This window comes from Ramlibacter tataouinensis TTB310, from assembly GCF_000215705.1.
GTDB classification, from domain to species: domain Bacteria; phylum Pseudomonadota; class Gammaproteobacteria; order Burkholderiales; family Burkholderiaceae_C; genus Ramlibacter; species Ramlibacter tataouinensis.
Genome location: NC_015677.1, coordinates 3,217,623 through 3,238,041 on the forward strand (window position 1 = coordinate 3,217,623; position 20,419 = coordinate 3,238,041).

Here is a 20,419-nt window from a genome sequence, read left to right on the forward strand (position 1 = left end):
TCCGACTGGAGCGAACGCAGCCCGGCGCGGCGATGGAACTGGTCGTCGTACAGCGTGTCATCCAGGTCAAAGAGAGCCACCCGTGAGCTAGCGTTCATCACGACAGAGCGGCTACTTTCAGCGCGCCCTGCAGGAACGCGCGCGGCATATCGAGGCCAAGTGTGTCGTCGGGCACCATGGCATGCAAAGTCTTCTCCACCTTGGCGCCGCCCAACGGCAGCGCAACCAACCAGCCTTGCTCCGTCTCGAGGCGGACGGCCGACTCCATGACCAGCGAAACACCCAGGCCCGCCATCACAGCCCGTTTGACTGCTTCGGTGCTACCTAGGCTCATCGTGGTCGCCAGGTCTCCCACCAATGAACCGAACAGGTCCCGCAACAAGGTGGCGGTGCCCGTCCCAGGCTCGCCGGCGACCATGGGGGTCCGAAACAGCTGCTCAGGACTGACCTCGCGCTTGCGCTCCCACGGGTGACCGGGAGGAACGATGACCACCATCTTCTCGCTGCCCCACTTGAAGGAGCTCAGGCCAGGGCGAGGCTGCACCCACTCCACCAACCCGATCTGGGCCATCCCGGTGCGGACCTGCTCCTGAACTTCCGAGTTGCGGCCGACGCTCACTTCGACGGCGGGCCGCTCCTCAGGGGAAAACAGGTCAGCGAAGCGTTTCAGCAGCCCGGGCAGGTGGTAGGCGCCGATGTTGCTGCTGGCGGCGATGTTGAGTGTCTGGGTGGACAAGGCACCGCGAGCCCGGCTCTCAAGAGCGAGCAAGGCGCGCGCGTGCGGCAGGAACCGCTCGCCCTCGACGGTGAGCTTGCATTCGCTGCGGCTTCGTTGGAGGAGCTGCTTACCCAATGCTTCTTCCAGCTTTCGGATGTGCTGGCTCACCGTGGGTGGCGCTAGGCCCAGGCGCTCGGCCGCGCCCAGGAAGCTATTTGCGTCAACAACGGCGACAAAGGTATTGATCTGTTCGATGTTCAGCATTGGAGGCTCCCCGGTTGCCAATCCCGCTGAAGGGATATTACCTGAACTTCGCGATTCACAAGTCGACGAATTAACAGTTTTCGAAACCGGCATCATCTGTTATCGTCCGCGCAGCAGGAAGGAGCGCACATGAGATTCAAGGTCATCGGATGCGGGGACGCTTTTGGCAGCGGCGGGCGATTCAACACCTGCTTCATGCTGACGTACGGCGGCGAACAGGTCCTGATCGATTGCGGCGCCAGTTCGCTGATTGCCCTCAAGCGCGCCGGCCAGAACCCGGACGCCATCGGGACCATCTTGATCACGCACTTGCACGGTGACCATTTCGGCGGTTTGGTGTTCCTGCTGCGGGAGGCCACTCTGATCCGCCGCCGTAGTCGCAAGCTCACAGTTGCCGGCCCGCCCGGGTTGAAGAAGCGACTGAGGGTTTCGATGGAAGCGTTCTTTCCGGGCGGGTGGGAGCCCAAGCCGGACTTCGGCCTGGAGATCGTCGAGCTGGAGGCTGGAGTGCGGCGCGAACTCGGTCCAGTAGCAGTCACGCCTTTTCTGGTGGAACACGCATGCGGCGCCCCGCCCTTCGCACTCCGGGTTGAGTTCGGCGGCCGGACAGTCAGCTATACAGGCGACACCTCTTGGGTGGATAACTTGATCGCCGCCGGCCGTGGCGCGGACCTGTTCGTTTGTGAGGCCTATTTCTTCTCCAAACCCATCAATAAGCACCTGAGCTATGAGGTGGTCCTCGCGCGCCTGGCGGACATCGCGCCCAAGCGGCTGCTGCTGACTCACCTCAACGATGACATGCTGGAGCGGGTGAAGGACGTGCAGCACGAGGTCGCCGAGGACGGGCTCGAAATCGAACTCTGAGCGCAACAGTGCAAAGGAAAACCATGCAGCTCAAATTCATCGGCAGCGGCGACGCCTTCGGCAGCGGCGGCCGCCTCAACACCTGCTTCCACGTCACCGGCGAGAGAGCCAACTTCCTCATCGACTGCGGCGCGTCCTCTCTTGTGGGATTGAAGGCGCAGCAAGTGGCGCTCAATCAGATCCAGGCCGTGTTTATCACGCACTTTCACGCGGACCACTTCGGCGGCATTCCCTTCTTCATGCTGGACGCGCAGTTCTTCTCCAGGCGCACGGAGCCGCTGGTTATCGTCGGGCCGGCCGGGCTGCGCGGCTGGTACGAGCGCGTCATGGAGACTGCGTTCCCGGGCTCCTCCAAGACCCAGCCGAAGTTCGAACTGTCCCTGATCGAGGTCGCACCGGGTGAAGTCGTGGAGGTCGCCGGAGTGGTCGTGCGCCCCTTCCAGGCCCACCATGGAAACCCCGGCGGACCGTTCTTTTCCTATCGGCTCGAGGCTGAGGGGCGGTCTGTAGCCTACACGGGAGACACCGAGTGGACAGACGCGCTGGTCGCCGCGGCGAGCGGAGTCGATCTTTTCGTGGCTGAAGCCTACTTCTACGACAAGAAGGTCAAGCTGCACCTAGACCTCGCCACCCTGGAGGAACATCTTCCTGCCATTCGACCCAAGCGTCTGGTGCTCACGCATATGAGCGACGACATGCTCGAGCGGGTCCCAACCCTGTCTTACGAAACGGCACGGGACGGCATGGTCGTCGATTTCTAATGGACGGGCTGCTCGAGCTCCCGCCGGATCTCGGCGGAATGCTCGCCCAGGGCCGGTAGGCGGTGACAGATGGCGAATCCACGGCCGTCGAGGCGCACCGGCGACGCGAACGTCCGTGTGGCGTGTCCACTGGGCAAGGTGATGGCTTGCAGCCAATCCATGTGGGCCACCTGCGGGTCCGACAACGCCGCGGCATAGTCGTTAATGCGCGCGTGCGGCACGCCCGCGCGCGCGAATGCAGCGATCCAGTGCTCTGTCGGTCGCACCTTGAAGCGCTCTTCCAGCAGGGACTTGAGTTCCTCCTGGTGCGCCGCGCGATCCCTGGTAGTTGCAAATCGCGGGTCTTGGGCCAACTCGGGCAGGTCTACCACCTCGCAGACGGCCAGCCACAGCTTCTGGTTGCCAGCGGCGATTGTGAAATGGCCGTCCGCCGCCTCGAACGCGCGGTAAGGTGCATTGCGCGGATGCGCTGAACCGAGCTTGCCCGGCTGCGGCCCGTTCCGAAAAACTCGCTTACCTGAAGAGCCGCGATGCCCAGCGTACAACCGAACATCGGGATGTCGAGGTGGCCGCCCGGGCCGCCCGTGCGCGCGCGCGCCAGCAGGGTTGCGATCGATAACGCGCCATACAGTCCTGAAGCGAAATCGGCAACGGGTACACCGCATTTGACGGGCGCGCCGCCGGGTTCGCCCGTGACGCTCATCAGCCCGCTGGCAGCCTGGATCGTCAGGTTGAAGCCGCCCTCGGTCGCCCTAGGCCCCGTCTGCCCGAAAGCCGAGATGGAGCAATAAACCAGATCGGGGCGCTCATCCAGCACTATGGAACGCTTGTTCCGGTTCGACGAAGCGAAGTTCTCGCTATATCCCTCCGTAAGGGGTGGCCACTGACGCAGCGCGTCCCCTTCGTGCGGCTCGACCTTGATCACGTCGGCGCCCATGTCGGCCAGCAGCATGCTGCAGAAAGGGCCTGCCGCGACGGAGCAAAACTCCACGACCTTGACGCCGGCCAGCGGTGCGTCATCTCGAGTCGGGCGGTCCATATATATCCAGTACCTCAGCCCACTTGATTGATGGCGCCGTGCGGGCGTTCACCGCGCAGCGCCTCCAGGACGTTGAGGGCAGCATCGCGTTCGATCTTCCTGCGAACCTCGGTCACAGCCGAGCCGATGTGCGTCGTGAGCACTGTCTTGTCTGCCATGGCGATCAGCTCGGGGTGGACTTCCAGCGGCCGGTCACTGCGGGCCCAGTCCTCGAACTCGAAAACGTCCGCAGCGTAGCCGCCGAGTTGCCCCGACTTCAACGCACGTACCACGGCCTCTTCGTGGACGACGGAGCCGCGCGATGGATTGACGAGAAGGCACCCTCGTTTCACGTGTGCGAGGCGCTGCTCGTCCAAGTAGTGAAGCGTCCCTGGCACGAGCGGCAGCGCGCTAACCAGAAAATCCGACTGCGAGAGTACCTCGCCAGCCGTCGCCCAGCGTGCGGTGGACGGCAGCTGGCGAACCGGATCGGGGTCATATACCAGCGTGCGGCATTGGAATCCCGAGAGCTTGCGCGCGATCGCGGCGCCCACCGCCCCGCCACCCAGGATTCCGACGGCACTGCCGTCGATCGAGCGGCCATAGAACGTTGGGCGCCAGCCTTGGAAGCCGCCGCTGCGCAAATGCGCGTCGGCACCCAGGATGTGCCGCCCGAGCGAGATCATGAGTCCCAATGCAAGCTCTGCCGTGGGTTCCGTGAGCAGGTCTGGTACGGCTGTGATCCAGATCTTGCGACGCGTGCACGCCGCCACATCGAAGTTGTCGAAGCCCTTCAAGGCGCAGCCGACGATCCGGAGCGACGGGCATTCACGGAGGAAGTCGTCGTCGATGCGGTCCGGCATGAACGCGACGATTGCCTGTGCATCCAGGCAAAGCGCCAGCAACTCCGGCCGCGCCAGTGGCCCCGGACCGGGATTGGAAACCACCTCGCAATGTGACGCCAGCAGCTCCAGCGTTTCGGGGAATGCGGGGTTAGTCACTACCACTTTCGGCTTTCGCATGTCGATTCCATGTTGCTTGGGGATGAAAACCATGGTACATAACATTCGCGATCTGCAAGTTGTAGATTCTAAGAATCACGCTTCATGAATCATTGTGCTATCGTGAGCCTACAACTGCTAGGAGACCACCATGAGAGCTTTCCCTCGCTTGCGCCACCGAATCGCGGCTGTGCTCTTAGGGCTGGCGGCCACCGCGGGACAGCGGCAGACCGCTACCCCAGCAAGCCTGTGCGCCTGATCGGCAACTACCCACCGTCCGGTGTCGTCGACCGCGTCGCCCGCGCGATGTCCGACCGGCTGACTTCGCTGCTGGGGCTCCCAGGTGGCGAAGGCCTACGGCGGCACCATCACCGCCGCCTCGTCTGAGCAACGCGGCACGTCATTTAGGGCTTCGCTGCCAGTCAGCGGCCTATAAGCAAGTCTTACTGGCGTCTTCGCTGTCAGCACCATCGCGGCGCATCGCAGCAGAGTAGTGTCCGTGTCAGGCGTAAAGTAAGCGGTCGGGAAACGTAGTCCCCTTAGTCATGTGACCATCTGCAGAGAGAACGTGCCACTCAAACTTGTAGGCCCTACCTACCAAGGGCGCGGCGAGTGGCACGGTAAGCAGTAAGTGGCGGGGGTCCATCTTGACGGGATCAGAGAGGTTGCCTAAGCCAGTAGCGGCTGCCAGCGGTGCGGGAGCAACTCGCCGATGCGGCTTGCCGGCTGCGTTGGCAGCCGCTGCATGACGTCCTTCAGGTAGGCATGGCGCTGCAGGAGCAGCACCAGACCGGCCTGTGCCGCGCTCAGAGCGGGCTGAGCCACCATTGATGGACCTGCAACATGGCCCTCAAGCCGGCACCCTAGCCCAGGGCCGCAGCCCGCGACGTCGGCGTCGCAGTGGACGATCCTGGACCTCAGAAGACAAAAAGCCTTGATGAATCAAGGCTTTTTGCTGCTTTGGAGGACTTCGTTGGACCTGTGTGGACAGGTCCTTGGCGGAGCAGGAGGGATTCGAACCCTCGATACGGTGAAACCGTATACCGGATTTCGAGTCCGGCGCATTCGACCACTCTGCCACCGCTCCTGTTTCTTGCCGGTTCGCGTGGTGCGAAGCCGCAGATTCTAACCCGACTCAGCCCGCGCGCAGCACGGTCGCCCCGCCCAAATAGGGCCGCAACACCTCGGGCACTGTGACCGAGCCGTCGGCATTCTGGTAGTTCTCCAGCACCGCCACCAGGGTGCGGCCCACGGCCAGGCCGGAGCCGTTGAGCGTGTGGACGAGCTCGTTCTTGCCGCCCTGGGCGGTTTTGTAGCGCGCCTGCAGCCGCCGCGCCTGGAAGGCCTCGCAGTTGCTGACCGAGCTGATCTCGCGGTAGGTGCCCTGCGCCGGCACCCAGACCTCCAGGTCGTAGGTCTTGGCCGCGCCGAAGCCCATGTCGCCGGTGCACAGCAGCATCACGCGGTACGGCAAGCCCAGCTGCTGCAGCACGGCCTCGGCATGGCCGGTCATCTCTTCCAGCGCCTCGTGGCTGCGCTCGGGGTGCACGATCTGCACCATCTCCACCTTGTCGAACTGGTGCTGGCGGATCATGCCGCGGGTGTCGCGCCCGGCGCTGCCCGCCTCGGAGCGGAAGCACGGCGTGTGCGCCGTGAGCCTGATAGGCAGCTGGGCCTCGGCCAGCACCTCGTCGCGCACCAGGTTGGTCAAGGTCACCTCGCTGGTGGGGATGAGGTAGAGCGCGCCGTCCTCCGAGGCGGCCTCGCCTTCCTGGCCGCCCTTCTTGGCGGCGAACAGGTCGGCCTCGAACTTGGGCAGCTGGCCGGTGCCGCGCAGCGTTTCGGCGTTGACGATGTAGGGGGTGTAGCACTCGGTGTAGCCGTGCTGCTGCGTCTGCACGTCCAGCATGAACTGCGCCAGCGCGCGGTGCAGCCGGGCGATGGGCCCCTTCATCACCGAGAAGCGCGCGCCCGCCAGCTTGACGCCGGCGCCGAAGTCCAGGCCCAGGGGCTCGCCGATGTCCACGTGATCGCGCACGGGGAAGTCGAACGCGCGCGGCGTGCCCCACTCGCGCACCTTCACGTTGCCGTGCTCGTCGGCGCCCAGCGGCACGCTCTCGTGCGGCAGGTTGGGCACGGCCAGCAGCAGGGCCTGCAGCTCGGGCTGGATTTGCTCCAGCCGCGCGGCCGAGCGGTCCAGTTCGGCCTTGATCGCGGCCACCTGCGCCATCACCGCGTCGGTGGATTCGCCCTTGGCCTTGAGCTGGCCGATCTGCTTGGACAGCTGGTTGCGCTGCGCCTGCAGCTCCTCGGTGCGGGTCTGGATGGTCTTGCGCTCGCTCTCCAGCGCGCGGAACGCCTCCACGTCCAGGTAGGGCTGCGGCGTCTTGCGCGTGGACAGCCGCCGGACCACCGAATCCAGGTCCTTGCGTAGCAATGCGATGTCGAGCATCGGGCGATTCTAGGGGCGCGGCCCGCGTGTTCTTGCGCGGCCGTAGGCCTGGGCGCACAGGTTTGCGGGCGGGGCGCCTGCATGAGCAGGCCGGTAGCCGGCCTATCTTGAAGTTCTCGATTGATTGATTGAAAGGAGTTCACCATGAACAAGGATCAGATCAAGGGCCGCGTCAAGGAAGCCGCCGGCGAGCTGCAGGAGCAGGCGGGCAAGGCCGTCAACAGCCCCGAGCAGGAGGCCAAGGGCCATGCCCGCGAGCAGGGCGGCAAGGTCCAGAAGACCTGGGGCGACGTGAAGGACGACGTGAAAGAGGCGCGCGAGGACATGCGCCCCCGCGACGACGCCAAGCGCCCCTGAAGGCGCCGCACCGTCCCGCCGGCACAGCCGGTAACAGCCGCATACCCCGGCGACACCCGCCGGGGTGGCGGCTCGGGCCCAATGCAGGGGTGACGGGCGCCAGCCCCAAGGAGACCCTCATGCGATTGCTTGCCGCCCTGGGCGCTGTGGCCGTGCTGTCAGGCTGCGCGGTCTACGCCCCTCCTCCGTATTACGAAGGCGCCGCTTACGGTGGCCCGGTGTACCCCGCCGCCACGGCCTACCCGGGGTGGACGGTTCCCTACCCGCATTCGGGCTACGCCCATCCCGGCCCCGGCTACTACGGCTACTACCCCAGCCGCCCGCATTCCCACCCCCACGGCGGTGGACGGGGCTACCGCGACCGGGACCGCGACGGCATCCCCAACCACCGCGATCGCGACCGCGATGGCGACGGCATCCCCAATCGCGTCGACCGCGACCGCAACAACGATGGCGTGCCGGACCGGCATGGCCCCCGCGGCCTCAGGTTCCTGAACCTCCATCCCCGCTGAAGCAGGATTCAGGCCTCGCGCGCGCCGTACAAGCGCGCCAGCACGCGGTCGGCCAGCAGCGTGAGCTGCTGCACCATGCCGGGCCGCAGGTCCAGGCCGTCGCGCGCCTGGCGGGCCTGGGTCCAGAGCGCGGTCAGCTGCGCGCGTGCCTCCTCCACGACGGCGGCCACCTCGGTGCGCCACATCACCGGGGCCTCCAACGGCTCGGCCCCCGAGTAGCGGCCGTGGTGGATGGCCATCAGGTACTGCAGCAGGGCGCCCTGCGCCAGGGCCTGCAGCATCTCGTCGCTGAGGCGCACCGCCGCCTCGGTGCCGGGCGCGGAGCGGTTCTTCCAGGTGGCGGCCGCCAGCGCCGCGCCGCCGCCGATCAGCGCGCCCAGCGCCGCGGCCGCGCCCAGGGTCAGGCCACCGGTCATCAGGTCCACCGTGGCGCCGGCGGCCGCGCCGCTGGCCGCGCCGGCCAGGCCGGCCTGGGGCGCATGCACCGACTGCTGGACCCGGAAGGCCTCGCCGCCCGGCAGGGCCGGCGTGGCGCTGCCGCCCGGGCCGGCCATCTCCAGGCCGTGCAGGCGCAATAGCTCGGCAAAGGCCTGCGCCTGGGCCTGGCCGATGCGCTGCAGCAGCGCCGCCATGGCGGCCTCGCGCGCCTGCTGGCCGGCCTCGCGCTCGGCCGGATCGACCACCCGGCGCAGCGACAGCGGTCCGCCGGGCAGCGGCTGCGACTCGCGCGCGGCCAGCAGCAGCGGCTCGGCCAGCAGCCGCAGGGATTCGTCCTGGCGCTGGCGGTGCCGTTCGCGCCAGCACTGCATCAGCCGCACCGCGCCGGCCGCCTTGTGCCGCGGCAGGCGGCGCAGCACGGCCTCGCGCAGCGCCGCCTCCTGCACCCAGCAGCGCCCGCAGCGGTCCAGCGGCAGCACCTCGGCCTCCAGGCGCTCGCGCTCGGCGGCCGCGCGCAGCGCATGCGCCTCAGCCGTGTCGCCGGCGGTCAGCACCAGCAGCGGCCGGCCCAGCCGGCGCAGCAGGGGGGCCGCGGCTTCCAGCTCCGCCGGGTGGCTGGCCGCCACCAGCACCAGGTCGACGTCGTCGGGCAGGCGTTCCGGCGCATCCGCCGGCGGCGGCGCTGCGGCACCGCGCCGGGTCCAGCGCGGCAGCGACAGCCAACTGCGCGCCGCCGACACCTGCTCGGCCGCGGCCGCCTCGCGCGCCGCCAGCTCGACCATGCACAGCTCATCGCCCCGTGCCGTCTCCAGCACGGTCCAGGGCAGGCCCGCGCCCGGCGGCGGGCTGCCCGGCCGCGAGCTGGCCTGGCGCAACAGGCGCAGCAGCACCTGGGCGGCGTCGGGGTCGGGCAGCGCCAGGCCCGCCACCACCCGCGCCGGGCTGACGCGGGCCAGGGTCTCGGCAAAATAAGGCTCGCGCAGGTCGATGCGAATGGCGCGCCCCAGCCAGCGCCGGCGCACCGCCGCGTACAGGGCCAGCAGGCCGCGCGGCAGCACCACCAGCAGGCCCAGCAGGCCCAGGTACAGCCCCAGCCAGCGCCGGGCCTCCTCGCGCGGCACCTCGACGCCGGAGCGGAAATGCATGCGCTCCAGGTCCGCCAGGCTGAAGGGCTCCAGCGGCAGCAGCGCCACCACCGGCGCGAACAGCACCCGCAGGAAGGCATGGACCTGGGGCAGGTCCAGCAGCGTGCTCTCCCAGCCTACGCGGTACTCGCGCACCAGCCCGCCCAGCACCATGGACAGGGCCACGCCCACGCCCCAGGCGGCGGCCGAGGCATGCAGCACCTGCTGGATGCGCCAGCCCTCCAGCGCGCCGGCCACGCGCCACCAGCGCAGGCGGTACTGCGCCGCCACGTCGGCGCGCAGCCGCCCGCGCAGCGGCGCGGAGGCGCCCTCCAGCCCCGGCGCATTCGCCAGCCAGCCGCGCAGCAGCGCGGCCAGGCCGCGGCCCCGCGCCGGCCGCGGCAGCAACGGCGCGAGCAGCAGGCCCAGGTAGACCAGCAGGTTCCAGAACAGGAAGGCCAGCAGCGGCGGCGACAGCATGTTGACCTGCCGCGGGTTGTCGATGCGCTCCAGGCTGGCGCCCAGCAGCAGCGCCAGCGCCGGCAGGCCCCAGGCCAGCAGCGTCTGCCAGGGCTCGCCGTGCTGCAGGGCCGCGATGCGCGGCTGGCGGTTCTCCACCGCGGCCAGCAGGCGGCGCGCGCGCTCGCCCAGGTACAGGCCGGGCTCCGGGCCCTGGCGGCGCGCCGGGTCGCGCGTGGCCTCCAGCGCGGCCTGGTCGATCTGCTCGCGCTCGCTGCCACCCAGCAGCTTGCCGTCGGTGTCGGCGATCTCCACCGCCTGCGCCAGCAGCAGCCGGCGCGCGGCGCGCTCGTCGAGCGTGAGGGTGGTGCCCTGCTCGCCCGTCACGCCAGCGTGGCCGGGTCGAGGTTGGCGCCGCAGACCACCAGGCAGACCTTCTCGTCGCGGCGCGGCACGTAGGCGCCGGTGCGCAGCGCGGCCAGGCCCAGCGCGGCGGCGGGCTCCACCGCCAGCTTCATCTGCTGCCACAGCCACAGCTGCGCCTCGCGGATGGCGGCGTCGGGCAGCAGCAGCGCGTCCTTCACATGGCGCTGCGTCACCTGCCAGGCGATGGCGCCGATGCGCTTGGCGCCCAGCGAGTCGGCGGCGATGCCGGAGACGGCCACGTCCACCGGCGCGCCGGCGGCGCGGGCGCGGTGCAGGGTCGGCGCAAGCTCGGGCTCCAGCGCCACCACGCGGGCGCGGTCCTCGAACCAGCCGGCGATGCCGGCGATCAGCCCGCCGCCGCCCACGCTGACCAGCACGCTGTCGGGCACGCCGCCGCCCTGGGCCTCGATCTCCTGGGCCAGCGTGCCGGCGCCGGCCGCCACCTCGGGCTGGTCGTAGGCATGGGTCATCAGGGCGCCGGTCTCGCGCTGGCGCGCCAGGCAGGCCTCCAGCGCCTCGGCGTACACGGCGCCGGTGACCACCACCTGCGCGCCCAGCTCGCGCAGCTTGGCCTGCTTGGCCGGGCTGGAAATGGTGGGCACGAAGACTTCGCAGTGCACGCCCAGCGCGCGGGCCGCCGCGGCGGTGGCGATGCCGGCATTGCCGCCGGACGCCACGATCACGCCGCTGGCCGGGATCTCGTTGGCCAGCAGCCGGTTGAGCATGCCGCGGGCCTTGAAGCTGCCGCCCACCTGCAGGTGCTCGAGCTTGAGCCAGACCCGGTCGCAGGCCACGCCCAGCGCCGCGCCGGGCAGCTGCCACAGCGGGGTCTCCAGCAGGAAGTGCCGGTGGCCCGCGTCGAAGCGGGCGCGGGCGGCCGCGATGTCAGCGCGCATGGGGGGCGTCCGGCAGCTTCAGCCCCTTGGGCAGCGGGAATTTCACCGTCTCCTGGATGCCGTCCATGCGCCGCACCGAGACCGCGCCCAGGGAACGGATGCGCTCGATCACCTCCTGCACCAGCACCTCGGGCGCGGAGGCGCCGGCGGTCAGACCGACCCGGCCCTTGCCGGCCAGCCACTGCGGCTGCAGCTCGGAGGCGTTGTCCACCATGTGGGCGTCCACGCCCAGCTTGCGCGCCAGCTCGGCCAGCCGGTTGCTGTTGGAGCTGGTAGGGCTGCCCACCACGACCACCACGTCGACCTGGCGCGACATCACCTTCACCGCGTCCTGGCGGTTCTGGGTGGCGTAGCAGATGTCCTGCTGCTTGGGCTCGCGCACCTGCGGGAAGCGCGCGCGCACCGCCGCCATGATCTCGGCCGCGTCGTCCACCGACAGCGTGGTCTGCGTCACCACGGCCAGCCGCCCGGTCTGGGCCGGCTGCACGCGCGCCACGTCGGCCACGTCCTCCACCAGGTGGATGCCGCGGTCGAGCTGGCCCATGGTGCCCTCCACCTCGGGATGGCCCTTGTGGCCGATCATGATGAACTCGTAGCCTTCCCGGGCCAGCTTGGCGACTTCGACGTGCACCTTGGTCACCAGCGGGCAGGTGGCGTCGAACACCTCGAAGCCGCGCGCCTGCGCCTCGGCCTGCACCGCCTTGCTCACGCCGTGGGCCGAGAACACCAGGGTGGCGCCGGGCGGCACGTCGGCCAGGTCCTCGATGAAGATGGCGCCCTTGGCCTTGAGGTCGTTGACCACGAAGGTGTTGTGCACGATCTCGTGACGTACGTAGATGGGCGCGCCGAATTTCTCCAGAGCGCGCTCGACGATCTCGATGGCGCGGTCGACGCCCGCGCAGAAGCCGCGCGGCTCGGCCAGCAGGATCTCGGACGGTTGGCTCATAGCACCCCGATCAGCTGCACTTCGAAGCTCACCGGCTGGCCGGCCAACGGGTGGTTGAAGTCGAACAGCACCGCGTCGCCCTCGCCGTCGCGCCCGACCTGGCGCACCGCGCCGGCGTACGAGCCCAGGCCGTCGGGCGTGGGGAACTGGACCACGTCGCCCACGGCGTAGCGCTCGTCGGGGTCGCCCATCTGATTGAGCAGGCTGCGCGCCACCCATTGCAGCATCTCGGGGTTGCGGTCGCCGAAGGCCTCGCCGGCGGCCAGCTCGAAGCGCGTGTGCGTGCCCTCGGGCAGGCCCAGCAGGCGCTGCTCGACCGCGGGCGACAGCTCGCCCGAGCCCAGCGTCAGCGTGGCCGGCTTGCCGCCGAAGGTGTTGATGATGTCGCCCGCCGGGCCGGCCAGGCGGTAGTGCAGCGTGAGGAAGGAGCCCGGCGCCACGCACGGGGCGGCGGCGGGGGCGGCGGAAGTGGCCATGGACGTCCCGATAAACTGGTCCCGATTCTAGGTGGGCGCCCCGCCCGCCGCTCCTTGCTTGCACCCATGCCCCTGAAGGACCTGCCCACCGAAGCCCAGCCGCGCGAGAAGCTGCTGGCCCGGGGCGCGCCCGCGCTGTCCGACACCGAGCTGCTGGCGGTGCTGCTGCGCACCGGGCTGGCCGGCCAGGGCGTGTTCGCGCTGGCGCAGGCGCTGCTGGACGCCTTCGGCGGCCTGGCCGGGCTGCTGCACGCGCAGCCGGAGGACCTCAAGCGCATCAAGGGCCTGGGCGGGCCGGCCAAGCGGGCCGAGCTGGTGGCGGTGCTGGAGCTGGCGCGCCGGGCCATGGCCGAGCAGCTGCGCGAGCGCGAGGTCTTCAGCTCGCCCGGCGCCGTCAAGCACTACCTGCAGCTGCACCTGGCGCACAAGGGCCACGAGGTGTTCGCCGTGCTGTTCCTGGACGCGCAGAACCGGCTGATCGCGATGGAAGAGCTGTTCCGCGGCACGCTGACGCAGACCAGCGTCTACCCGCGCGAGGTGGTGGTGCGCGCCCTGCAGCACGAGGCCGCCGCCGTGGTGCTGGCGCACAACCACCCCAGCGGCACGGTGCAGCCCTCGCGCGCCGACGAGACCCTGACGCAGACGCTGCGCGCCGCGCTGGGGCTGGTGGACGTGCGCGTGCTCGACCACGTGATCGTGGCGCCGGGCGGTGCGCTGTCGATGGCGGAGCGCGGATTGCTCTGAGGCCGGCCATGAAAGCCAAGTCGCTCCAGGACCTGCAGGCCATCCAGCGCAAGCTGGCCGAGCAGCAACAGCTGCGCGCCGAGCAGGAGGCCGCGCGCCGGGAGGCCGAGCGCAAGGCCCAGGCCGAGAAGAACCTGTTCGTGCGCGCCGCCGGCGCGGTGCAGCCGCTGCCGCGCCATCATGGCCGGGTGGTGCTGGTGCCGGAGCCGCCGCCCCCCATCCCCGTGCAGCAGCAGCTGGACGACCAGCGCGTGCTGCGCGAGGCCATCAGCGACGAGTTCGACGCCGGCACGCTGCTGGACGTGGACGACGCGTTGAGCTTCCGCCGGCCCGGCGTGGGCACGGACGTCACGCGCAAGCTGCGCCGCGGCCACTGGAGCATCCAGCGCGAGATCGACCTGCACGGCCTGCGACGCGAGGATGCGCGCGAGGCGCTGGCCGAGTTCATCCGCGTGGCGTGGCGCGAGGGCATCCGCTGCGTGCGGGTGGTGCACGGCAAGGGCCTGGGCTCGCCCGGCAAGACGCCCGTGCTCAAGGGCAAGGTGCAGAGCTGGCTGGTCCAGAAGAACGAGGTGCTGGCCTTCGTGCAGGCCCGCGGCGACGAGGGCGGCGCCGGGGCGTTGGTGGTGCTGCTCAGGCCGTCGCCGGGGTGAGGTCGGCGGGTTGGGTGGCGGCCCCGTCGGCCTGGAGCGGCAGCGCGGGCATGGCCCGCCCATAGAGCCGCTGGATGCGCAGCGCCAGCGGCGGATGGGCAGCCAGCCAGCCGCCGCGCTCGGCCGCGCCGCTCACCAGCAGCAGGTGCTGCAGCACCGGCTTCCAGGCCGGGTCGGTACCGGCCGCGCCGGCAGCCGATTGCTGCTGCTGCGTCAGCGCCTTGCGCAGCACGCCGCCCAGGCCGTCGCGGCTGCGGGTCCACTGCACGGCGCGGGCGTCGGCCAGCAGCTCGCGCTGGCGCGCCACGGCGGCCTGCAGCGCGCGGCCGGCCCACCAGCCGAACGAGCCCATGGCCATGATCGCGCTGCCGAACAGCACCGCCAGGCCGCCGCGCTCGCGCACCTGGTCGCCGAACCGCCAGACCAGCTCCAGCCCGGTCACCATGCCGGCCAGCTGCGTGTTCAGCCGGGTGTCACCTTCGTGGATGTGGCTGCACTCGTGCGCCACCAGGCCCTGCAGCTCGTCGCGCGTGAGCCAGTCCAGCGCGCCCTGGGTCACCACGACCACCGATGCGGCCGGGTCCAGGCCGGCGGCCAGGGCGTTGATCGCCTGCACCCGCGGCAGCACCATCACCTCGGGGCACGGCATGTGGGCGGCGATGCAGACCTCCTCCACGATGTTGCACAGCCGCTGCTCGGCGGCCGAGCTGCCGGGCCGCGCCTCGCGCGCGCCGATGCGGCGCAGCAGCCGCTCGGTGCCGCCGGGCAGGGCCAGGTTGGAGGTCTCGATCCACCAGCCGCCCAGCACCAGCAGCAGGGTCACGCCGATGTTCACCGCCAGGAAGCGGTGCGGCAGCCCCAGCTCCAGGGGCAGCAGCGCGTCCAGCAGCTGCCAGCACAGCCACAACGCCGCGTGCACGGCCGCGGCGGTGGCGGCCACGGCCAGGATGAACAGCAGCACCAGGCGCAGCGTGCGCGAACGCGCCGCGTCCTGGTGCTCGAAGATGCGCATGGAGGAAGGCTGGCGGCGCGGCTCAGAACGCCACGCGCGGCGCCTGGCGTTCCGCCTCGCTCTGCGTGGCCTGCAGCATGGTGGCCGGCAGGAAGCCCAGCAGGCGGGCCACCACCAGGTCGGGGAAGCGGGCAGCCGCGTCGTTGTACGCCAGCGCCTCGTCGTTGTAGGCCTGGCGCGCGAAGCCGATGCGGTTCTCGGTGCTGGTGAGCTCCTCGCCCAGCGAGCGCATGGTGGCGTCGGCCTTGAGCTCGGGGTAGGCCTCGGCCACCACCATCAGCCGCCCCAGGCTGCCGGCCAGCGCGGCCTCGGCCACGGCCAGCTGGGCCAGCGCCTGCGCGTCGGCCGGCTGCTGGCGCACGCTGCCGGCGGCGCTGACGGCGGCGCCGCGGGCCCGGGTCACCGCCTCCAGCGTGGCCGCCTCGTGCGCCAGGTAGCGCTTGGCCACTTCCACCAGGTTGGGCACCAGGTCGTGGCGCCGCTTGAGCTGCACGTCGATCTGGCCGAAGGCGTTGGCGATGCGGTTGCGCCGCTGCACCAGGCCGTTGAACACCCAGACCGCCCAGACCAGAGCCACGCCCAGCGCGGCCAGCACCCACCACGTCGTTGCCATCGCGTCCCTCCTCGTTGAGACGGGCGCATTATGGGTTGGTGCCGGCTTTAGCTCAACCGTTTCGGTTGCGCATCCAGTCGGCGGTCTGGAAGAACGAGTCACGCAGCCGGGAGCGCAGCGCCTCGGGCACGCCGGTCTCGCCCATGGCCTGGTCCATGCAGGCCAGCCACTGGTCGCGCTCCTTGATGCCGATGGTGAACGGCATGTGCCGCATGCGCAGCCGCGGATGGCCGAAGCGCTCGGTGTAGTGCTGCGGCCCGCCCAGCCAGCCGCACAGGAACCAGTGCAGGCGCTGGCGTGCGTTGCCCAGCTCGCTGCCGTGCGCCGCCCGCAGCGCCGCATAGCCGGGCTCCAGGTCCATCAGGTCGTAGAAGCGCTCGACCAGCGCGCGGACCTTGTCTTCCCCGCCGATCCACTCGAACGGGGTGTCGAAGGGCGGTTTCTCCTGAATCTGCATGGCCCGATTGTCGGGCAGGCCCCATGCCCCGTCAGCGCAGCAGCCACTGCACCGCCGCCTCGGCGATGCCGGCGGGGATCTCGTGGCCGCCGTCGAACTCGCGGTAGTCCACCGCATAGCCCGCGCGGCGCAGGCTGGGCACGATCACGCGGCTGCAGCGGGCGATGGGCAGGACCCGGTCGGCGGTGCCGTGCGAGACCAGGACTTCCGGCTCGCCTTGCGGCGCGGTGGGCGGCACGAAGCCAGGCGACAGCGCCAGCACCCGCCGGAACAGCCCGCCGTTGCCCAGGCCCAGCGCCAGCGCGCAGGAGGCGCCGTCGGAGAAACCGCCCACGTGGATGCGGGCGGCGTCGAACGCATGGCGCTGGAACACCCAGCCCAGCGCCTCGTCGATGTGGGCGGCATCGGGACCGGCGCGGCCCAGCACCGCGTCCCAGGTGTAGCTGTCCGACGCGGGCGCCAGCACCGGCAGGCCGGCCCGGGAGGCATAGGGCTCGAGCAGGGCCAGTCCCTGCTCCGGCTCGCCGCCCGAGCCGTGCAGCATGACGGCCAGGGCGGACGGCGCGCGGCCGTCCTGCCCTGCCGGCATGCGCAGCCAGGCCGGCCGGTGGTCCGGGCCCGCCCCCGCGGCGGTGTCGATGCGGTACAGGCCGGGCGCCAGGCGGGCCGCCGTGGCCCGGGGCCGGGCCTGCAGCAGCACCGTCGCCGTCCGCGTCGGTGCCTGCATTGCTCAGGCGCCGTCGGCGGCGCGCGGGGCCGCTCGCCGGCCCGCGCCGCCATCGGCGGCCGCGGGCATGGCGGCGGCGGCGCCGTTGGCCACGCTCCGGGTCATGGCCGAGGCGGCGGATTCCATGGCCGGCCGCATCGCGGCGGCGTTTTGCATCCCGGACGACACCAGTTCGCTGACCAGCGCCTGCAGCTGGCTGGCCTGGGTCTGCAGCAGGCGCATCATCTCGGTCTGGGTCTCCAGCATGAGCTGCGTGGCGCGCTGCGTGTACTCGGCCGCGCCGCGCATCATCTGCCTGGGGTCGGGCGTGCCCGGCTGGGCGGGCGCCCCGCCGGCGCCGCCGTTGGCGCCGAACAGGCCCTGCGCGGCCTGGGTCTGCAGCTCGAGCAGGCGGGTCGCCGCCTCGAAACTCTTGAGGCCGATGGTCTGCGAGCTCTCCAGCAGCGCGCGGTGGGCGGCCATGAGGTTGTCGGTGGGGTTGGGCATGGTTTACCTGTTGTCGGTTGAATGGGTGGCGGCGTCGACGTCCAGTCCGTCGTGGCGGGCCAGCGTGGCTGCGGCGTGCGCGCGCTGCGCCTCGTCGGCGAGCATCACCACCAGCAGGTGGCTGCCGTGCCAGACGGCGTTGGCGAAGTTCTGTTCATAGGGCACTTCCGGCCCGGTCAGCGGGCCTTGGGGCGGGCCGCCGTGCAGCGTGCGGCCGTTGCCGATCCAGAAGTTCCCCTCGGTCGGCCCGGCCTCGTCGTTGAGCACGCGCAACTGGATGGCCTCGGGCGGGATGCCGCCGCGGACCAGCTCGGCCTGGGCCTCGGCGGCGTCCTCGAAGCGGGTGAAAGTACATAGCAAGGGATCAGTCATGAGGCCCCATCGGCAACCGGCATGCCCGCTCCGCGGCGCCGGCAGCGGCTACTGCGCCGCGCGCCGCAGCGTCTCGACCACCGGGCGCGTCAGGACCTCGCGCATGCCCCACCAGCCCGCCGCCAGCGCGAGCACGGCGCCGGCCAGCGCCCCCAGCAGGGGCACCAGGGGCGAGGCGGTCCACTGGAAGTCGAAGGCGTAGCGCGCCAGTCCCCAGCCCACCACCGAGGCCACCATGCTGGCCAGGAAACCCGCCAGCAGGCCCACGCCGGCGAGCTCAGCGCGCTGGACCTGGCGCAGCAGGCTGGCCTGCGCGCCCACGGCCCGCATGATGGCGAACTCGCGCGCCCGCTCCTCGCGCGTGGCGGTCACGGCGGCGAACAGCACCACCACGCCGGCCGCCAGGGTGAAGCCGAACAGGAACTCCACAGCGCGGATCACCTTGTCCAGCACGCCCTGCACCTGGTTGATGGTGCTGGTCATGTCCACGCTGGTGATGTTGGGAAACTGCCGCACCAGCCGGTTGTCGAAGCCGGCGCTGTCGGGCGCGCGGAACGCGCCCATGTAGGTGGACGGCACATCGGGCATGCGGCTGACCGGGTAGATCACGAAGAAGTTGGCCCGCATCGAGCCCCAGTCCACCTGGCGCAGCGAGGTGATCCTGGCCTCGTTCTGCACGCCGCCGATGTCGAAGCGCAGCACGTCGCCCAGCTGCAGGCCCAGGGTCTGCGCGATGCCCTCCTCCACGCTGAGCGCGCCGGCCTCCTCGGGCCGCCACTGCCCGGCCACGACCTCGTTGTGCGGCGGCGGCTGCGCGACGTGCGACAGGTTGAACTCGCGGTCGACCAGGCGCTTGGCCCGGTCCTCGGTGTAGTCGTCGGGCGAGACCGGCCGGCCGTTCACCGCCACCAGCCGGCCGCGGATCATGGGGTACCAGTCGTAGCGCTTCACGCCCGCCGCCTGCAGGGTCTTCTGGAAGTCCTGCTCCTGCTCGGGCATGACGTTGATGACGAAGCGGTTGGGCGCATCCGGCGGCGTGGCCTGGCGCCAGCTGGCGATCAGGTCGGTGCGCAGCAGCACCAGCAGCACCAGGGCCAGCAGGCCGACGGCCAGCGCGCTCACCTGCACCACGGCATAGGCCGGGCGCGCGGAGATCTGGCGCGTGGCCAGCACCAGCCAGCGCGGCGCCGTCTGCTCGTTGACCAGGCGCCGCAGCAGTTTGACCGCCACCCAGCTCAGGCCGGCGAACACCAGCACCGCCCCGGCGAAACCGCCCACCGCGATGCCGCCCAGCTTGAGGTCGCTGCTGGCGGCCAGCAGCAGGACGGCAAAACCGATCACGCCCACCGTGAGCACGGCGGCCGATGCCGGCTTGAGCCCGCCCACGTCGCGCCGGATCACGCGCAGAGGCGGCACCTGGGCCAGCTGCAGCACCGGCGGCAGGCCGAAGGCGAACAGCAGCGTCAGGCCCATGCCCAGGCCGAACGCCACCGGCCACAGGCCCGGCGCCGGCAGGCTGGCCTCGACCAGGCTGCCCAGCAGCAGCACGAACACGAAGTGCACGGCGTAGCCGATGGCCACGCCCAGCGCGCTGGCGCCCAGGCCGACCACGGCGAATTCCATCGCGTAGCTGGTGGCGATGGTGCGCTGGCTCTGGCCCAGCACGCGCAGCATCGCGCAGTCGTCCAGGTGGCTGGCGGCGAAGCCGCGCGCGGCCAGCGCCACCGCCACCGCGCTGAGCAGGGCGGCCAGCAAGGCCACCAGGTTCAGGAATTTCTCGGCGCGGTCCAGCGTCTGGCGCATCTCCGGCCGGCCGCTGTCCAGCGATTCGATGCGCAGGCCGCGCACCTCGGGCTTGGCGGCTTCCTGCTCGGCCCATTGCACGAAGCGCCGCACGTCGGCGTCGCGCCCGGCCACCGCGAAGCGGTAGTTCAGGCGGCTGGCCGGCTGCACCAGCCGGGTGGCCGGCAGGTCGGCCTCGTTGAGCATGACGCGCGGGGCGAAGTTCATGAAGCCGGCGCCGCGGTCCGGCTCGATGGCGATGATGCGGGCGATGCGCAGCTGCGCATCGCCCAGCAGCAGCGGATCGCCCACCCGCAGCGCCAGGGCCCCCAGCAGGCCGGCATCGACCCAGGCCTCGCCCGGCGCGGGGATGTCGCGCGTGGCGGCGGCCGGCGCGTCCTGCGCAGCCTGGACCTGCAGCGTCCCGCGCAGCGGGTAGCCCGGCTCCACCGCCTTCAGGGCCACCAGCCGGGCGGCGCCGCCCTGCTCGTCGGGCGCGCGCGCCATGGTCGGGAAGCCCAGCGTGGTCACGGCCTGCAGCCCCAGCTCGCGGGCGCGCGCCGCGAAGGCCGGCGGCGCAGGGTTGTCGCTGGAGACCACCGCGTCGCCGCCCAGCAGCTGGCGCGCGTCGCGCGACAGGCCGCCCTTGAGCCGGTCGGCGAAGAAGCCCACCGCGGTCAGCGCCGCCACGGCCAGGGTCACGGCCACGATGACCAGCCGCAGTTCGCCGGCGCGCAGGTCGCGCCACAGCGTGCGCCAGCCGAGCTGCCAGGCCGAGAGGGGACGCGCGGGGAGGCTCGCCGATGTGTTCATCGGCGGGACCTTACCCCAAAACCCCCGGCCCGCCGGAGTGCGGGCCCT

Annotated in this window: 21 protein-coding genes, 1 tRNA gene and 2 pseudogenes; 6 read left to right on the forward strand and 18 right to left on the reverse strand. The window is 70.9% G+C overall.

Going from position 1 to position 20,419, the window contains the following annotated elements:
- Positions 1–97: 97 nt before the first annotated feature.
- On the reverse strand, positions 98–982 hold the full coding sequence (locus RTA_RS15450; RefSeq protein WP_013902360.1) for a LysR family transcriptional regulator: 885 nt from the start codon (positions 980–982) through the stop codon (positions 98–100).
- 129 nt (positions 983–1,111) lie between these two features.
- Between RTA_RS15450 and RTA_RS15455 the strand changes: the two genes are divergently transcribed.
- Complete coding sequence (locus RTA_RS15455) at positions 1,112–1,846, forward strand: MBL fold metallo-hydrolase (protein ID WP_013902361.1); 735 nt, start codon at positions 1,112–1,114, stop codon at positions 1,844–1,846.
- A 23-nt stretch (positions 1,847–1,869) separates the two neighbouring features.
- Entirely contained in the window at positions 1,870–2,607 is a 738-nt protein-coding gene (locus tag RTA_RS15460; RefSeq protein WP_013902362.1) for an MBL fold metallo-hydrolase, read from the forward strand.
- Here RTA_RS15460 and RTA_RS15465 read toward each other — a convergent pair.
- The 6 genes and pseudogenes from RTA_RS15465 to serS all read right to left on the reverse strand — a co-directional run bounded on the left by RTA_RS15465 (position 2,604) and on the right by serS (position 7,078).
- Positions 2,604–3,646 (reverse strand): annotated as a pseudogene (locus tag RTA_RS15465) (CaiB/BaiF CoA transferase family protein). The gene RTA_RS15460 and the pseudogene RTA_RS15465 overlap by 4 nt on opposite strands.
- Before the next feature lie 14 nt (positions 3,647–3,660).
- Entirely contained in the window at positions 3,661–4,680 is a 1,020-nt protein-coding gene (locus tag RTA_RS15470) for a phosphonate dehydrogenase (RefSeq protein ID WP_013902365.1), read from the reverse strand.
- 448 nt (positions 4,681–5,128) lie between these two features.
- Positions 5,129–5,272, reverse strand: a complete 144-nt coding sequence (locus tag RTA_RS21530; protein ID WP_143762995.1) for a copper resistance protein CopC — start codon at positions 5,270–5,272, stop codon at positions 5,129–5,131.
- Between the two features lie 23 nt (positions 5,273–5,295).
- Positions 5,296–5,394, reverse strand: a pseudogene (locus RTA_RS21075) (transposase domain-containing protein); the annotation flags it as partial.
- Positions 5,395–5,622: 228 nt separating this feature from the next.
- Positions 5,623–5,713: transfer RNA gene (locus RTA_RS15475), tRNA-Ser, on the reverse strand.
- Between the two features lie 48 nt (positions 5,714–5,761).
- A complete protein-coding gene (serS, locus tag RTA_RS15480) occupies positions 5,762–7,078 on the reverse strand; it encodes a serine--tRNA ligase (protein ID WP_041675652.1) in 1,317 nt (438 codons plus the stop codon).
- A 144-nt stretch (positions 7,079–7,222) separates the two neighbouring features.
- On the opposite strand from serS, the gene RTA_RS15485 reads away from it, so the two are divergent.
- Positions 7,223–7,435, forward strand: coding sequence for a CsbD family protein (locus RTA_RS15485; protein WP_013902368.1), 213 nt, complete (start codon positions 7,223–7,225; stop codon positions 7,433–7,435).
- Positions 7,436–7,554: 119 nt separating this feature from the next.
- Positions 7,555–7,947 carry a thrombospondin type 3 repeat-containing protein gene (locus RTA_RS15490; RefSeq protein WP_143762996.1) on the forward strand — a complete coding sequence of 131 codons (393 nt, stop codon included), beginning with the start codon at positions 7,555–7,557 and terminating at the stop codon, positions 7,945–7,947.
- Between the two features lie 8 nt (positions 7,948–7,955).
- Here RTA_RS15490 and RTA_RS19915 read toward each other — a convergent pair whose 3' ends face one another.
- From RTA_RS19915 to RTA_RS15510, 4 genes are read right to left on the reverse strand one after another with little or no spacing between them, the layout of a single operon-like run.
- Positions 7,956–10,355 (reverse strand): DUF3482 domain-containing protein, encoded by a 2,400-nt coding sequence (locus tag RTA_RS19915; RefSeq protein WP_013902369.1) that lies wholly within the window; start codon positions 10,353–10,355, stop codon positions 7,956–7,958.
- Positions 10,352–11,290: a threonine/serine dehydratase gene (locus RTA_RS15500; RefSeq protein ID WP_013902370.1), complete on the reverse strand. Its 939-nt coding sequence runs from the start codon at positions 11,288–11,290 to the stop codon at positions 10,352–10,354. The genes RTA_RS19915 and RTA_RS15500 overlap by 4 nt, the downstream gene beginning before the upstream one ends.
- A complete protein-coding gene (gene ispH, locus RTA_RS15505; protein WP_013902371.1) occupies positions 11,280–12,236 on the reverse strand; it encodes a 4-hydroxy-3-methylbut-2-enyl diphosphate reductase in 957 nt (318 codons plus the stop codon). The genes RTA_RS15500 and ispH overlap by 11 nt, the downstream gene beginning before the upstream one ends.
- Positions 12,233–12,712, reverse strand: a complete 480-nt coding sequence (locus tag RTA_RS15510) for an FKBP-type peptidyl-prolyl cis-trans isomerase (protein ID WP_013902372.1) — start codon at positions 12,710–12,712, stop codon at positions 12,233–12,235. The genes ispH and RTA_RS15510 overlap by 4 nt, the downstream gene beginning before the upstream one ends.
- Positions 12,713–12,778: 66 nt before the next feature.
- Here RTA_RS15510 and radC point away from each other — a divergent pair, with 66 nt between their 5' ends.
- Complete coding sequence (gene radC, locus RTA_RS15515) at positions 12,779–13,456, forward strand: RadC family protein (protein ID WP_041675654.1); 678 nt, start codon at positions 12,779–12,781, stop codon at positions 13,454–13,456.
- An 8-nt stretch (positions 13,457–13,464) separates the two neighbouring features.
- Complete coding sequence (locus tag RTA_RS15520; protein ID WP_013902374.1) at positions 13,465–14,109, forward strand: Smr/MutS family protein; 645 nt, start codon at positions 13,465–13,467, stop codon at positions 14,107–14,109.
- On the opposite strand, the gene RTA_RS15525 is transcribed toward RTA_RS15520, so the two are convergent.
- Genes RTA_RS15525 through RTA_RS15555 form a run of 7 tightly spaced genes read right to left on the reverse strand, consistent with a single transcriptional unit; the run spans position 14,090 to position 20,371 of the window.
- Positions 14,090–15,121: a M48 family metalloprotease gene (locus tag RTA_RS15525; RefSeq protein ID WP_013902375.1), complete on the reverse strand. Its 1,032-nt coding sequence runs from the start codon at positions 15,119–15,121 to the stop codon at positions 14,090–14,092. The genes RTA_RS15520 and RTA_RS15525 overlap by 20 nt on opposite strands.
- Positions 15,122–15,143: 22 nt before the next feature.
- On the reverse strand, positions 15,144–15,734 hold the full coding sequence (locus RTA_RS15530) for a LemA family protein (protein ID WP_013902376.1): 591 nt from the start codon (positions 15,732–15,734) through the stop codon (positions 15,144–15,146).
- A 52-nt stretch (positions 15,735–15,786) separates the two neighbouring features.
- Positions 15,787–16,191, reverse strand: a complete 405-nt coding sequence (locus RTA_RS15535; protein WP_013902377.1) for a group II truncated hemoglobin — start codon at positions 16,189–16,191, stop codon at positions 15,787–15,789.
- A gap of 31 nt (positions 16,192–16,222) precedes the next feature.
- A complete protein-coding gene (locus RTA_RS15540; RefSeq protein ID WP_041675655.1) occupies positions 16,223–16,918 on the reverse strand; it encodes an alpha/beta hydrolase in 696 nt (231 codons plus the stop codon).
- A 3-nt stretch (positions 16,919–16,921) separates the two neighbouring features.
- On the reverse strand, positions 16,922–17,404 hold the full coding sequence (locus RTA_RS15545) for a Phasin (PHA-granule associated protein) (RefSeq protein WP_013902379.1): 483 nt from the start codon (positions 17,402–17,404) through the stop codon (positions 16,922–16,924).
- A gap of 3 nt (positions 17,405–17,407) precedes the next feature.
- On the reverse strand, positions 17,408–17,776 hold the full coding sequence (locus RTA_RS15550) for a hypothetical protein (RefSeq protein ID WP_013902380.1): 369 nt from the start codon (positions 17,774–17,776) through the stop codon (positions 17,408–17,410).
- Between the two features lie 48 nt (positions 17,777–17,824).
- Positions 17,825–20,371, reverse strand: a complete 2,547-nt coding sequence (locus tag RTA_RS15555) for an ABC transporter permease (RefSeq protein ID WP_013902381.1) — start codon at positions 20,369–20,371, stop codon at positions 17,825–17,827.
- Positions 20,372–20,419 lie beyond the last annotated feature (48 nt).